The organism is Methyloversatilis discipulorum (assembly GCF_018780585.1).
In the GTDB taxonomy this organism is placed as follows: Bacteria; Pseudomonadota; Gammaproteobacteria; order Burkholderiales; family Rhodocyclaceae; genus Methyloversatilis; species Methyloversatilis discipulorum_B.
Genome location: NZ_JADMJL010000047.1, coordinates 1 through 13,451, shown reverse-complemented (window position 1 = coordinate 13,451; position 13,451 = coordinate 1). Strand labels below are relative to the sequence as shown.

Annotated in this window: 10 protein-coding genes; 9 read left to right on the top strand and 1 reads right to left on the bottom strand. The window is 65.9% G+C overall.

The window, feature by feature from the left end:
- Positions 1–21 precede the first annotated feature (21 nt).
- Complete coding sequence (locus IV112_RS18235; protein ID WP_296808197.1) at positions 22–1,386, top strand: FMN-binding glutamate synthase family protein; 1,365 nt, start codon at positions 22–24, stop codon at positions 1,384–1,386.
- Between the two features lie 176 nt (positions 1,387–1,562).
- Here IV112_RS18235 and IV112_RS18230 read toward each other — a convergent pair whose 3' ends face one another.
- Complete coding sequence (locus tag IV112_RS18230) at positions 1,563–2,420, bottom strand: helix-turn-helix domain-containing protein (protein WP_296808200.1); 858 nt, start codon at positions 2,418–2,420, stop codon at positions 1,563–1,565.
- A 571-nt stretch (positions 2,421–2,991) separates the two neighbouring features.
- Here IV112_RS18230 and peaA point away from each other — a divergent pair.
- From peaA to qhpG, 8 genes are read left to right on the top strand one after another with little or no spacing between them, the layout of a single operon-like run.
- On the top strand, positions 2,992–4,605 hold the full coding sequence (gene peaA / locus IV112_RS18225) for a quinohemoprotein amine dehydrogenase subunit alpha (protein ID WP_296808202.1): 1,614 nt from the start codon (positions 2,992–2,994) through the stop codon (positions 4,603–4,605).
- Between the two features lie 27 nt (positions 4,606–4,632).
- Positions 4,633–6,075 (top strand): quinohemoprotein amine dehydrogenase maturation protein, encoded by a 1,443-nt coding sequence (peaB, locus tag IV112_RS18220; protein ID WP_304005897.1) that lies wholly within the window; start codon positions 4,633–4,635, stop codon positions 6,073–6,075.
- The gene (gene qhpC, locus IV112_RS18215) at positions 6,072–6,392 is read left to right on the top strand and encodes a quinohemoprotein amine dehydrogenase subunit gamma (protein ID WP_304005895.1); all 321 of its coding nucleotides are present in this window, start codon (positions 6,072–6,074) and stop codon (positions 6,390–6,392) included. Before peaB ends, qhpC begins: the two co-directional genes overlap by 4 nt.
- 31 nt (positions 6,393–6,423) lie before the next feature.
- Complete coding sequence (peaD, locus tag IV112_RS18210) at positions 6,424–7,533, top strand: quinohemoprotein amine dehydrogenase subunit beta (RefSeq protein ID WP_304005893.1); 1,110 nt, start codon at positions 6,424–6,426, stop codon at positions 7,531–7,533.
- Between the two features lie 5 nt (positions 7,534–7,538).
- A complete protein-coding gene (locus IV112_RS18205; RefSeq protein WP_304005891.1) occupies positions 7,539–9,269 on the top strand; it encodes an ABC transporter ATP-binding protein in 1,731 nt (576 codons plus the stop codon).
- Positions 9,266–9,916: a subtilisin-like serine protease QhpE gene (qhpE, locus tag IV112_RS18200; protein WP_304005889.1), complete on the top strand. Its 651-nt coding sequence runs from the start codon at positions 9,266–9,268 to the stop codon at positions 9,914–9,916. The genes IV112_RS18205 and qhpE overlap by 4 nt, the downstream gene beginning before the upstream one ends.
- Positions 9,909–12,080: a cytochrome c biogenesis protein CcsA gene (gene ccsA, locus IV112_RS18195; RefSeq protein ID WP_304005887.1), complete on the top strand. Its 2,172-nt coding sequence runs from the start codon at positions 9,909–9,911 to the stop codon at positions 12,078–12,080. The genes qhpE and ccsA overlap by 8 nt, the downstream gene beginning before the upstream one ends.
- Entirely contained in the window at positions 12,068–13,399 is a 1,332-nt protein-coding gene (qhpG, locus tag IV112_RS18190) for a flavin-dependent monooxygenase QhpG (protein ID WP_438362210.1), read from the top strand. The genes ccsA and qhpG overlap by 13 nt, the downstream gene beginning before the upstream one ends.
- Positions 13,400–13,451 lie beyond the last annotated feature (52 nt).

Sequence of the window (13,451 nt, the reverse complement as noted above, 5' to 3'; positions counted from 1 at the left end):
CGGATACATCAAGGACTCAACATGGACATCAAACCCGTATCGTTCAAGCGCGTCTCCCGCGAGGAGTCCGCCAGCTTCGACCGCAGCGTCATCGACTACATCCAGAACGCCGCGGCGCACGGCCTGTACGAAATCCGCGGCATGGGCGCCAAGCGCAAGCTGCCGCATTTCGACGACCTGGTCTTCCTCGCCGGTTCGCTGTCGCGTTACCCGCTCGAAGGCTATCGCGAGAAGTGCGTCACCAAGACCATTCTCGGCACCCGCTTCGCCAAGAAGCCGCTCGAGCTGGACATCCCGATCACCGTCGCCGGCATGAGCTTCGGCGCGCTGTCGGCCAACGTGAAGGAATCGCTGGGCCGTGCCGCCACCGAGATGGGCACCACCACGACCACCGGTGACGGCGGCATGACGCCGGAAGAGCGCAACTCGTCGAAGACGCTGGTGTATCAGTGCCTGCCGTCGCGCTACGGCTTCAACCCGGACGACGTGCGTCGGGCCGACGCCATCGAAGTGGTGATCGGCCAGGGCGCCAAGCCGGGCGGCGGCGGCATGCTGCTGGGCCAGAAGGTGAACCCGCGCGTGGCCAAGATGCGCACGCTGCCGCAAGGCGTCGACCAGCGCTCGGCCTGCCGTCACCCGGACTGGACCGGTCCGGACGATCTGGCGATCAAGATCCAGGAACTGCGCGAACTGACCGACTGGGAAAAGCCGATCTACGTGAAGGTCGGTGCCACCCGCACCTTCAACGACGTCAAGCTGGCTGTCCATGCCGGCGCCGACGTGGTGGTGGTCGATGGCATGCAGGGCGGTACCGCGGCGACGCAGACCTGCTACATCGAACACATCGGCATCCCGACGCTGGCCGCAGTCCGCCAGGCGGTCGATGCGCTGGAAGACCTGAACATGAAGGGCGAAGTGCAGCTCATCGTATCCGGCGGCATCCGCAGCGGCGCCGACGTCGCCAAGGCGCTGGCCATGGGCGCCGACGCGGTCGCGATCGGTCAGGGCATCCTGTACGCGCTCGGCTGCAACTCGGAAACCTACATCCAGGACGGTCAGCACCTGTCGGCCCTGGAAGGCTACGACGCGCTCGGCACTCAGCCCGGCTTCTGCCACCACTGCCACACCGGCAAGTGCCCGGTTGGCGTGACGACCCAGGACTCCCTGCTCGAGCAGCGCCTGCAGCCGGATGTCGGTGCCCGTCGCGTCAAGAACTACCTGAAGACGCTGAACATGGAACTGACGACGATCGCCCGTGCCTGCGGCAAGCAGAACGTGCATCACCTGGAGCGCGAAGACCTGGTCGCCCTGACGCTGGAAGCCGCCGCCATGGCGCGCATCCCGCTGGCGGGCACCCGCTGGATCCCGGGCTTCGAAGGCCCCTGAAGCTCGCCAAGAGGGCGCCGCATGCGGGCTCCTACGACTTGGAGCGTGCGCCGCGGAAGTGATCGCGGAGACGCTGCCGAGAAAGGTTGCCCGCTTGTCACTCCCTTTTTGGGTGCAGATTCAGCTGAACTTGTCGACTGGCGGTGTGAAGCGACTTTAGTTGATTCAAGCCGTACTCAGGCGCAAAGGTCGGGGGGGGGCAATGCACCAATGCTAGATGCCCACGGTTCAGGGCGCACTTGGGGCGGATTCTTGAGTGTAGACGAGGGTGATTCGCCGAACAGCGCCTTGTAGTATGTTGAAAACATCCCTAAATGCCAGAAGCCCCACTTGCAGGCGATGCAGCTGACTGAAGCGTCCGCGCCTCCGTGCAGCAAATCCTTACGTGCGCCGTGCAGGCGCACGTAACGTAGGAAAGTGACCGGACTAATGCCCAGCACGTTCATGAAGGCATGATGGAGACCCCGCCTGCTCATCTTCAGATGAATGCTGAGGTCGCTGACTGAAGGCGCTATATCGCGATTGGTGAGTATGTATTGGCGCGCGCGCTCGACAATCGCGCGATGAATAGAATGGCCGCCCCGGCTGCGCTTGTTCGGCTCTGAGGTCGACAGCAGTGCGGTAAGCGAGGCATTGATTATGGATTCTGTGACTGCCTTAGAGGAAGCGGCATGCTGCAACACTTCCGGTGCGGATTGCACGCAGCACATCACTTCGTGAAGCACCCGCCGATAGCGCGCCGCAGCTGAGGCGCTTAACGTCTGCATCTGTGAGCGAGTCGCGATGCTGGCCACATCCTCACCGAGTATCAATTCGGCATGAGAATGTAGAGTGTTGGCGTCGATCACCGTAACGAAGATGTCGGACACTCTTGGCGTTCGGAAGTGCAATTCTTCTCCCGGCATCAGCGTGAGCAGGCTGTCTTGGTGAACCTGTTGCGCCTGCCAGTAGCCGTCCTGATGGACGGTCACCGGCACGCCGAAGGTGTAGGACGATGCCCGAGGATAGCCAGTCTCGTCGATCACCTGGTCCATGTTTTCACGAAACAGCTGTACTGGTCCGCACGACATCTCAACTATGCGCCCCCGAAATCTTCCAGGGGTCAATTGCAGGTAGTCCTGTGACCACATGGGAAGACTGTCAGCATGTTGAAGAGGATCCTCTGTAACCAAACAACGGATCGTTGAGGTATGCAACGAGTCGATAGCCGAATGGATTTTCAAGGTACCCACACCCGCAACTCCTGTTTTCTCATATACGTTGCTTTGCATAGAACCCGGGGGAGCCGAACAGAGGTCAATCGTGACGAAGGCATCTGAATACCGGTTTGGCATGAGGTTCAAGCCTCGAGGCCGCGAGAACCGGAGTCAGTCGACCCATGCGCCTTGTCAACACTCTTCCTGAAAAGCGAACGAAAGAGGCCGATTATTGATACCGAAACCAAAAATTAGTGCCGTTTCGAGATAACGCACTCAACGACTCTTTTCTAGACTGCACGCGGTAGGCAATCGGCCTGCACTTGTTTTCTTCGCAACAACCAACTCTGAATTTTAGACTTTGTTGCGGGTTTATGGTCGCCCACGAAAATCCAGGAAGAGGTAACAGATGCGTGAAATAAAACACTACAGAGTGCCGTCGCGAACGGCGATTCTCTTCACGATATTGTTGGCAAGATGCGCGGTAAGTGAATCGTTAGCATCTGATGGGACAGCGGAAGCGCTGGTAAATTCAAAGTGCGCAGTGTGTCACTCTGCCAAGGGCGACGGCAAGTGGGACCGCATCAGCGAAAGCCGCCGCACACCGGAAGGCTGGGACATGACGGTCGCCCGCATGAGCTTCGCGCACGGCGTCAAGATGACGCGGGAGGAGCGCAGCAGCATCGTCAAATACCTGTCGGATGCCTACGGCCTGTCGCCGGACGAATCGGCGGCGCACCGCTACATCGTCGACCGTACGCCCAGCGTGGTCGAGCACCCGGAGAACAAGCTGATTGGCGATACCTGCGCGCGCTGCCACTCCTATGGCCGCATCGCGGTACAGCGTCGCACCGAGGCGGACTGGCGCAAGCTGGTGCACTTCCATGTCGGTCAGTTTCCGGCCATCGAAATCCAGGCCGGCGGCCGCGACCGCAACTGGTTCGAAATCGCGACCGGCGACGCCTCGGTCGAGCTGGGCAAGGTGTACGGCTTCGAGTCCGACAGCTGGAACAAGTGGAAGGCGCAGAAGCCGGCCGACGCGAGCGGCAGCTGGCGCCTGGTCGGCCACAAGCCGGGCACCGGCGCCTACGAAGGCACGGCCACGGTCAAGCGTACCGGCAACGACGCCTATTCGGTCAGCATGACCGTGCGCTACGAGAACGGTACGAGCGAACAGCTGAGCGGATCGGCTCTGGTCTACACCGGTCACGAATGGCGCGCGACGCTGAAGAGCGGCGAGCGCGAGATCAACCAGGTCATGACGCTGGCCGACGGTGGCCGGTCGCTGTCCGGACGCTGGTTCGAGTCCGGTTACGACGCGATCGGCGGCACGCTGCGTGCCGTGCGAGCGGACGGTGCAAAGCCGACCGTGCTGTCGGTACAGCCGGCCGCGCTGAAGGCGGGCACGCGTGGCCGCCTGGTCATCAACGGTGTCGGTCTCGACGGCGACGTGAGCCTGGGCAATGGCGTGAAGGTGCTGTCGGTGGCCGAGCGCAGCGCCGAGCGCGTGGTGGTCGAAGTCGAATCGGCGAAGGACGCCGTGACCGGCCCGCGCGAGGTGAAGGTGGGCAATGCGCGCAGCGGCGACGCGCTCAAGGTCTATCAGCGCATCGACTACGTGAAGATCACGCCCGACCACCCGATGGCCCGTGTCGGCGGCAACGGCGGCTCGATGAACAAGGTGCCGGCCCAGCTGGAAGCGCTGGCCTACACCGTCGGCGCCGACGGCAAGGCGGGTACGGCCGACGACGTGCAGCTCGGTGCGATGCCCGCGACCTGGTCCTTCGACAACCTGAACAAGGTGGCGGCGGAAATGAAGGACGCCAAGTTCGCCGGGCGCATCGACCAGACCGGCCTGTTCATGACCAACGACGCCGGCCCCAACCCGCAGCGCAAGTACCGCACCAACAACGCGGGCGAGCTGAAGGTGACCGCCGCGGTCAAGGACGGCACGCGCACGGTCAAGGCCACGGCGCCGCTGATCGTCACCGTGCAGCGCTTCAACGATCCCCCGATCCGCTGAGCGCGGGCCGTCACCGGAACAGCCACCATGTCCGAAGCCAACCTGCTTTACGTCGATACGCACGCCTTCCACGACGTAGATGTGAAGGGCCGGCGCGTGCTGCTGCACGTGCCGAGCACCGGCATCTTCGATCTCGACGGCGTGACCACCGAGGTGCTCGATTTCGTGCGGCCGAAGGCGACCGTGAGCTTCGAGGAGCTGCTGCAGCGCTTCTCGGGCAGCGGCTCGCCGGCGCTGATCGCCGACGCGATCGAGGACCTGAAGTCGCTGGGCGTGCTGCGCGGCGACCCTGCCGTGGCCGACCGCGGCGCCGGCATCAGCGTGACTGAGTTTCCGCTCAGCACCATCGTGCTGAACGTGAACACCGGCTGCAATCTGAGCTGCACCTACTGCTACAAGGAAGATCTGACGACGCCGTCCAAGGGCGAGAAGCTCGACTTCGACAAGGCGAAGAAGAGCATCGAGCTGCTGCTGAAGGAAGGTGCGAAGCGCGACCGCGTCAACGTGGTGTTCTTCGGCGGCGAGCCGCTGTCGAACATGCGCTTGATCAAGGCGGTCACCGCCTACGCGGAAGAACGCTGCCGCGAGGAGGGCAAGCAGGTCGACTTCTCGCTCACCACCAACGCCACGCTGCTCACCGAAGAGATCGCCGACTGGTTCAACGAACATTCCTTCGGCATCTCGATCAGCATGGACGGCCCGCAGGCGGTGCATGACCTGCGCCGCAAGACGATAGGCGGCAAGGGCACCTATGAGGTGGTGGCGAAGAAGGCGCGCATGCTGCTGTCGCGCTACACCGCGCGGGCGGTCGGTGCGCGGGTCACGCTGACCGCAGGCTATTCCGACGTGGCGGCCATCCACCATCACCTGAAGGACGAACTCGGCTTCGCCGAGGTGGGTTTCGCGCCGGTCACCAGCAACCCGATCACCACCTTCAACCTGGTCGGTGACGAGCTGCGCGCGGTGTTCGACGCGATGAAGACGCTGGGCCGCGAGTACGTCGAGGCGGCAGTCGAGGGCCGCAACATCGGCTTCTCGAACATGCACCAGATGCTGTCCGACCTGTACGAGGGCCGGCGCAAGGCGTTGCCCTGCGGTGCCGGCATCGGGCTGCTGGCGGTCGATCACAAGGGCGAACTGAATCTCTGCCACCGCTTTACCGGTTCCGAGCTGCCGACCTTCGGCAACGTCGACACCGGCATCGCGAAGGCGGAACTGGGCGCCTTCCTCGAAGGCGCGCTCGACCGTTCCGAGCGCGGCTGCTCGACCTGCCGCATCCGCAACCTGTGCTCGGGCGGCTGCTACCACGAGTCCTACGCCAACTTCAGCGACCCGCATTCGCCGGTCTATCACTACTGCGAACTGCTCAGGGAGTGGGTCGATTTCGGCATCGAGGCCTACCTCGAAATCCTCGAAATGAACCCCGCCTTCCTCCACAAGCACGTCGCGAACAGGAGCTCTGAACTATGAACCGCTTGAAACCGCTGAACCGCAAGGCCCACCAGATCGAAGCCGCCCCGAACGACGAAGCGGTCGAAAAGGTGGTCGCGATGACCGCCGCCGTCGCCGGCTGCGCCACCACCTTCGACCCGGGCTGGGAACTGGACCCCTTCCTCGGCGTGGCCGGCCTGTGCCAGCCGATGGAAGCCGATCTGTATGGCTGTTCCGACCCCTGCTGGTGGCCGGCCCAGGTGCCGGACACGCTGCACACCTACCCCGACTGGAACACCGGCAAGGACGACGCTGCGCGCGACTGGAAGGCGCTGCAGAGCGTGTTCCCGAAGTAAGCCCGCGAACGTACAAGAGGAATTCCCGACCATGAAGATCAAGACCACGGCGGCCGCACTGGCCGCCAGCTTTGGCGTCGCGCTGTTCGGCGCCCTTCCGACCGCTGCACTGGCGGCCAAGGATTACCTGGTCACCGCCGCGCGCCCCAACCTCGTGTTCGTGATGGACGCGAAGGAACGCAAGGTGGTGAAGACGCACACCATCCCGAACACCTCGATGGGCAACAGCCCGATCACGCTGGTGCACTCGCGTGACGGCAAGACCGCCTACGTCATTCACAACCGCTGGGAAACCGTGTCCGGCATCGACCTGGACAGCGGCAAGGAAGTGTTCCGCGCCGAACTGTCCGGCGGCGACATCCGTGGCAAGTCGCCCTTCCCGATGGACCTCAGCCCGGATGGCAAGGAACTGGCGGTCTATGTGAATCCGACCCAGCTGCTGCCTGGCGAGTACAAGGTGATGGATCCCTACATCGCGATCTACCGCACCGACGCCGGCACCGACGCCGAGCCGGTGCGCAAGCTCAAGGTGCCGCGCCGCGTATCGACACTGGCCTGGTCGGCCAAGGGCGACACGCTGTACGCCTTCAGCTGGGACATGCTCAAGCTCGACCCGCAGACCGGCGCAGTCAAGGGCCAGCACCCATGGCGCAGCTGGAAGAACGGCGAACAGGGCGAGCCGGACACGCTGGCGATCTGGCCGCAGTGGGAACAGACCAATGTGTTCGCCACGCCCTACTACGTGGCTTACGCGAACAAGCCGGAAGGCGATCCGTCCGCACTGCGCGCCGGCATCTGGACGCTGGACCTCGAGAAGGACACCGTGCATTTCAAGGAATTCGAGAACGCCCGCGTCGTGCTGTTCTCCAGCGTGGTGAACCCGGTGCGCCGCGACGAAACCTATACGGTCTACACCCAGCTCACCAAGGTGAATACGAAGACCGGCAAGATGGACCGCGTCGACCTCGACCACACCTACTACAACGTGAATGTGTCGAGCGACGGCAAGGAGCTCTACATCGGCGGCACCCAGGGCGACATTGCGGTGTACGACAGCGCCACGCTGAAGCGCATCGGCAACATCCGCACGCCGGGCGGTGGCGACCAGGTGCTCACCTCGCTGCGCATCTTCCAGCGCTGAGCGGCATGCGGGCAGAAGCACTGCATGCGCCCGCAGCGGGCGCCGCGCCAGTCGCGGCGGCGCCCGCGGGGCAGGGCGGCCGTCGGCTCGGTGCGCTCTACCGCTGGGCCGGCGACTTCATCCGACCGGAGTGGCCGGCGCTGGCGGCCGTGCTTCTGCTGTCGCTGCTCGCCGTGCTGGCCGGCCTGGCCCAGCCTGTGCTGACCAAGGCGCTGATCGACGACGGCATCCTCGCGCAGGACCGCGCGGCGGTGCTGGCGAGCGGCGGCTGGATGGTGGGGCTGGCGCTGTTCGCGCTGGCGGTCGGCTTCGCCTGCCGCCGCATCCACGTGGCGGCGTCGGCGCGCATCCTCCACCGCATGCGCGAATCGCTGTTCGCGCATGTGCTGCGGCTGTCGCCGGCCTTCTTCTCGCGCATGCGGCAGGGCGACCTGCTGGCGCGGCTGGAAGGGGACCTCGGCGAGGTGCAGCGCTTCGCCGTCGACGCCGTGCTGTCGGCGATCAACTCGGTGCTCACGCTGATCGGCACCGTCGTGCTGCTCTGGCTGCTCAGCCCGAAGCTGGCGCTCTTCCTTGCGTTGTTGATGGTGCTCAACGGCATCGTGCTGTCCTGGGTGCGGCCGCGCATCGAAAAGCTGTCGCAGCAGTCGCGCGACGCCGGTGTCGAAGTGTCGAGCTTCCTGGTCGAGAAGGTCGGTGCGGTGCGGTGCGTGCAGACGCACGCCGCCGAGCGGCGCGAACTGGAGCGGCTCGCTGCCTTGCACGGCACGGTGCGCGAGCGCCTGCTGTCGCTGCAGCTGTTCGGCTATCTCGGCGGTGCTTTTCCCAATCTGCTGCTGTCGCTGGCCGTGATCGGCATCTTCGTCGGTGGCAGCCTGTCGATGCTGGCTGGCGAGGCGCTGACGCTGGGTACGCTGGTTGCCTTCGCCACTTGCGTGCAGCGCGCCAGCGCGCCGCTGCATGCGCTGATGGGGCTCTACCTGCAGTGGCAGCGCGTGAAGGTGGGCCTGAACCGCGTCGACGAACTGCGCGCGCTCGACGTGCCGGACGATGCGCCCCTGCTGCCGGCAGACCTTCTGCCGACCGCCGACCTCGTGGTGCGCGACCTCGCTTTCAGCTATCCGGGTGCGGCGCGCCCGGCTTTCAGCGGACTGAACCTGACCCTTCCCGCCGGCGCCCGCGTCTGGCTGCGTGGCGATTCAGGCTGTGGCAAATCCACCTTCATCGATCTGCTGCATCGTCACTTCGAACCGTCGGCCGGCTGGATCACCATCGGCGGCGTGAACCTGCAGGCCATAGACCGCGCAACGGTGCGCCGGCACGTCGTCGTGGTGTCGCAGGAGGCGGTGCTGTTCACCGGCTCGCTGTGCGACAACATCCGCTACGGCCGGCCCGACGCGAGTCGCAACGAGGTCGAGCGGGCGGCGCAGGCGGCCGGCGTGAGCGACTTCCTGTCGCGGCTGCCCGACGGGCTGGACGCCATGGTCGGCCCGCGCGGCGCATCGCTGTCCGGCGGTGAGCGGCAGCGGGTCGCGCTGGCGCGTGCGCTGCTGATGTCACCGACACTGCTGGTGATCGACGAAGGCACGTCCTCGCTCGACGGCGCGCTCGAACTGCGCACGCTGGCGGCGATCGACGCGCTGCTGCCGCGGGCGACGCGCATCGTGGTCAGTCACCGCGACCTGTCGCAGTTCGCCTTCGACCGCGTCATCGATTTTCCGCAGGCCGCCGCATGACCGCTGTCGTACGCGTGGGTCTGCTCGACGGCGCGCTGGACCGCAGCTTCGGTCACGCGGTGGACGCCGTGTCGGGCAGCGCGCCGCTGGACGCCGATGCGCGCGGCCACGGCAGCCAGATCGCGCGCTGCGTGCTCGCGCATGCACCGCAGGCGCGGCTGGCGGTGGCGCAGGTGTTCGACCGCAGCCGTGAAACGACGGTCGATGCGGTGCTCGACGGCCTGTACTGGCTGATCGGGCAGGGCGTGCACCTGATCAACATGAGCTTCGGCATGCCGACCGCCAGCCCTCGGCTGGCGCAGGCCTGCCGCGACGCCGCCGACGCCGGCATCGTGCTGGTCGCGTCGGCGCCGGCGCGCGGTGCGCCGGTGTATCCGGCCGCGTTCGCGCACTGCATCGCGGTGACCGGCGACGCGCGCTGCGCGCCGGGCGAGCTGTCGTGGCTGGCGAGCGCGGCAGCCGACTTCGGCACGCACGCGCTGATCGAACCCGGTCATCCGGAACGCGGCGGCGGCGCCAGCATCGCCACCGCGCGGATGAGCGGGCTGGTCGCCGCGCTGCTTGCGCAGGGCGTCGCGCCGGGCGACGTGCGCGCGCGGCTGCAGCGGGCGGCGATCCATGTCGGACCGGAGCGCCGTCATGCCTGATCGTCTGCGGTGGGGCGCCGTGCTGGGGGCGGCGCTGGTCTGTACCGTGCTGCCGGCGCTTGGCGATGTGCTGCTCGCATCTGCCGGAGCGGCCGCGCTGTGTGCCGGCGTGGCGAGCGCCCGGCGCGCCGCGTTGCTGCGTGTCGCGGCCGGCCTGCTGTGGGGCGCGCTGATTGCGCTGGCCCTGCTGCTGCTCGGTGACCGTTTCGACCTGCGCTATGTGTGGATCTACAGCGGTGCCGAACTGCCGCTGCATCTGAAGCTGGCCAATCTGTGGGGTGGCGACGAAGGTACGACGCTGCTGCTGGCCGCCTTCCTGAGCACATTGGCCGCGCGCGGGGCGGCGCAGCGCCGCCAGTGCATCGACGTCGCGGCGCTGCTGGCGGCCTGGTATGCGCTGACCGCCGCCTGGCTCGGCCCTTTCGCGGCGACGCCGGCCGAGTGGCTGCAGAAGTCGGCGTCGCAGGGCATGAATGCGCACCTGATGAAGATATGGATGCTGGTGCACGCGCCACTCATCCTCGCCGCCTACGCGTGGACGCTGTCGCTCGCCGCACCCGCGCTGGCTGCGCTCGGCGGACAGGAGACACGCTGGCCGGGCAGTGCGCTGACGCACGCACGTCGGGCCTGGGCGCTGCTCACCGCCGGCATCGGCTTCGGCATGGTGTGGGCCTTCGAAGATGCGATGTACGGCCAGGTGTGGCACTGGGACCCGGTGCAGACCGCGGTGTTCGCCGTCTGGTGTCTGCTCGCCGCCCACCTGCACGGCGCCGGCGGCTGGCGGCCCGGGCGCACGATGTGGCGCTGGGTGCCTTTCGCCGCTCTGGCGGCGGCGGTGCTGACCGCGGTCGCGATGGGCGTCACGCGCAACGACGTGCTCGCCAGTTCGCACCGCTACGTCGGCGCGTCGACCTGGGCGGCCCACCTGATGCTGGCTGCGCTGCTGTCAGTGGCCGGACTTGCTGCGTGGCTGCAAGGACTGCGCGCGGTTCGGCCCATTCCGAGTGCGAAGCGCCTGAACCTCGCCGCCTGGGGCCTGCGGGCGACGCAGTTCATTTTCGTGTTCATCGGCCTGGCGGCGGTGGCTCATCTTGCCTGGGCCTTCTACGCCAGTGCGCAGGGCCTGCCGCGGCCGGACGACCTGAAGCCCTTCTTCGAAACGCTGCGCAACTGGGCGCGCGGCTCCGAATTGCCGGTGTTGCGTGCGGCCTTCGCGCAGTGGGACGTCGACGGCTACGGACTGGCGCGCCTGCTGCTGTTGCCCATGGTCGCGACCGGGCTGATCGGCGGCTGGTTCTTCGCGCGCAGGCTGTCGGCACGACTGGGCTGGATCACGCTGGCTGTCGCGGCGCTGGCCTGCGCCGCAGCGTTCCTGCGGGGCGGCCTGCTGGCCGGTCATTACGCCGGCAGTGGCGTGCTGTCGCAGCAGATCGTCGCCGTGCTGCCGCGCATCGACGCCGCGCTGATCGCCGGCGCCTATCTTGCGCTCGGCTGTGCAGCCTGGAGCCTGCACGGCGCCTGGCGCAGCCGGCGCACCGCCGGCTATCTGCTGCCGCTCGGCCTGCTGCATCTCGGTGCGGTGGTCGCGCTGTGGGGCGGGCTGCTGGCGACGGCGCTGAATGGCTATTCGCAGCACCTGGTCAATATCGACGGAGCGTGGCAGCGCGCGCATCAGGGCTATGCGGTGCGCGTTACCGGCCTTGACGTGGACCGCGCATCCGACGGCGGTCGCACGCAGGGCGGCGGCAGCTTCCGCGCGCTGGCGCAGATCGAGATTTCGACGCCGGAGCAGCGCGTGCTGCAGGGACAGACGCTGTACCGCGACGCCCGCAGCGCGATCGCCGGCTACGCCGGGCCGGTGCGCCAGATCTGCGAAATCCTCGACTACCGCTATGCGCGTTACGCCGACCAGCCGGGCTATGTGCTGCACCCCTTCATCGACCGCGGCTGGGCGCGCGATCTGCAGCTGTGGGTCGCCACCTCGTCCGCGGTGGCGGCGCTCGAAGGCGGGCCGCAGGCTGCGCAGGCGGTGGTGGTGCTGCGCGTGCTGCCTTTCGCCTCGCTGCTGTGGATCGGGCTGACGCTCGCTACGGCAGCCGCACTGTGGAATGCGGGTTACCGCGGGCAAGCAATTGGTGACGAGGTGAATGCATGGAGGACGTGACCATCCTCGGGCTCGGGCCTGCAGCCTGCCTGTTGGCGCTCGCGCTCTCGAGACACGGACTGCGTCCGATACTGCTGGGGAGCCGGCGTAGCCGGCCAGCTATAGAGGGCCTCTCGTTGCGTGTGGCAGAGGCGCTGCGCCTATTCGGCTGCGACCGTGCGCTTAACCTACTGCGTCAGCGCTGGTATCGGACGTCCTGCTGGAACGCACAGGAATTAGAGATGAACGGAGAGTTCGTTGTAGAGCGTTGCGCTTTTGACCAAGCTCTACTTTGTGACGTGCTGGCAGCGGGAATTACGGTGTGCGATGGTCTGATACGCAGCGTGGAACGCCGCCCGGATCAGGGTATGACGGTTGCCTTTGAACATGCGAGCGGGCGACGACAACACATACACGCGGCGCTGCTTGCAGATTGTCGCGGCCATACTGCACCAAAAACCATTCCAGATCGGTTGGCGAGCCCCGCTTTGGTATCGTTAGCATGCAGTTTTGCCGGCGCGCGCGCTCAACCGCATTCTACGATTATCGAATCCTTTGAAGCGGGTTGGGCTTGGGGCGGGGTTGATCCGAAAGGACAAGCGCATGTGCAGGTCGTTGTGCTGCCGGACTTTCTGGCTGAGCATGACCGAGATATCGATGTAGCGCACGCGGCCTGCATGCGGTCGCTCAGCCGCTTGCCCCGCCGTTTCGGGCGTGCGCTAAAGCCGACCGGGCCGGTACGTGCTCGCGGCATACAGCCGATACTTCGCGGGTTGATTGCGGAAGCAGACTGGCTGCGCATCGGCGATGCCGCCTACACGTGCGACCCGCTATCGGGCCAAGGCGTGTTTGAGGCCGTTTCTGCTGCGATCGCCGCGGTGCCGGTAATCAATACCTTGGTACGACGGCCGTTGTCGACAGACTTGGCACTGCGCTACTTCGATGAGCGCGCGGAGTCGGTTTTCCGCTCTCGTGTCGAGGTTGCGCGACAGCACTACATCGCTGAAACACACTGGCAGGATGAACCCTTCTGGTCACGGATGAGTGCAAGCGATTCTTCTCAAGAGACTGTGACGCCTCATTCAAGTCGATCGTACTTTTCTGCGCGACCTGTGGTTGAAGGTGGTTATATCGTCGAGAGACCAATAGTGATCAGCGCTGAGTATCCACGGGGGGTACGCTTCATCGATGGAGTTGACTTAGCGCGTGTGGATGAGCTTTTGCGCAACGGTGTGCCAGTGGTTCCCGAGGTTATCAGTCGATATATATTGATGCCACACGAGAAGATCGCGGGAGCGCTGCAATGGCTGAGGGCGCACGCACTGATTCGTGAGTCGTGAACCGTCGCGGCCTTCGAGGAGGCCCGTTGGGTCAAGTCAGGCCGGCACGAGG

What these genes read in the sequence shown, in the direction of transcription:
- peaD (WP_304005893.1), top strand. Translation starts at nt 6,424, where the DNA reads ATGAAGATCAAGACCACGGCGGCCGCACTGGCCGCCAGCTTTGGCGTC.
- IV112_RS18235 (WP_296808197.1), top strand. Translation starts at nt 22, where the DNA reads ATGGACATCAAACCCGTATCGTTCAAGCGCGTCTCCCGCGAGGAGTCC.
- peaA (WP_296808202.1), top strand. Translation starts at nt 2,992, where the DNA reads ATGCGTGAAATAAAACACTACAGAGTGCCGTCGCGAACGGCGATTCTC.
- ccsA (WP_304005887.1), top strand. Translation starts at nt 9,909, where the DNA reads ATGCCTGATCGTCTGCGGTGGGGCGCCGTGCTGGGGGCGGCGCTGGTC.
- qhpC (WP_304005895.1), top strand. Translation starts at nt 6,072, where the DNA reads ATGAACCGCTTGAAACCGCTGAACCGCAAGGCCCACCAGATCGAAGCC.
- peaB (WP_304005897.1), top strand. Translation starts at nt 4,633, where the DNA reads ATGTCCGAAGCCAACCTGCTTTACGTCGATACGCACGCCTTCCACGAC.
- IV112_RS18230 (WP_296808200.1), bottom strand. Translation starts at nt 2,420, where the DNA reads ATGGACCAGGTGATCGACGAGACTGGCTATCCTCGGGCATCGTCCTAC.
- qhpE (WP_304005889.1), top strand. Translation starts at nt 9,266, where the DNA reads ATGACCGCTGTCGTACGCGTGGGTCTGCTCGACGGCGCGCTGGACCGC.
- IV112_RS18205 (WP_304005891.1), top strand. Translation starts at nt 7,539, where the DNA reads ATGCGGGCAGAAGCACTGCATGCGCCCGCAGCGGGCGCCGCGCCAGTC.
- qhpG (WP_438362210.1), top strand. Translation starts at nt 12,068, where the DNA reads ATGGAGGACGTGACCATCCTCGGGCTCGGGCCTGCAGCCTGCCTGTTG.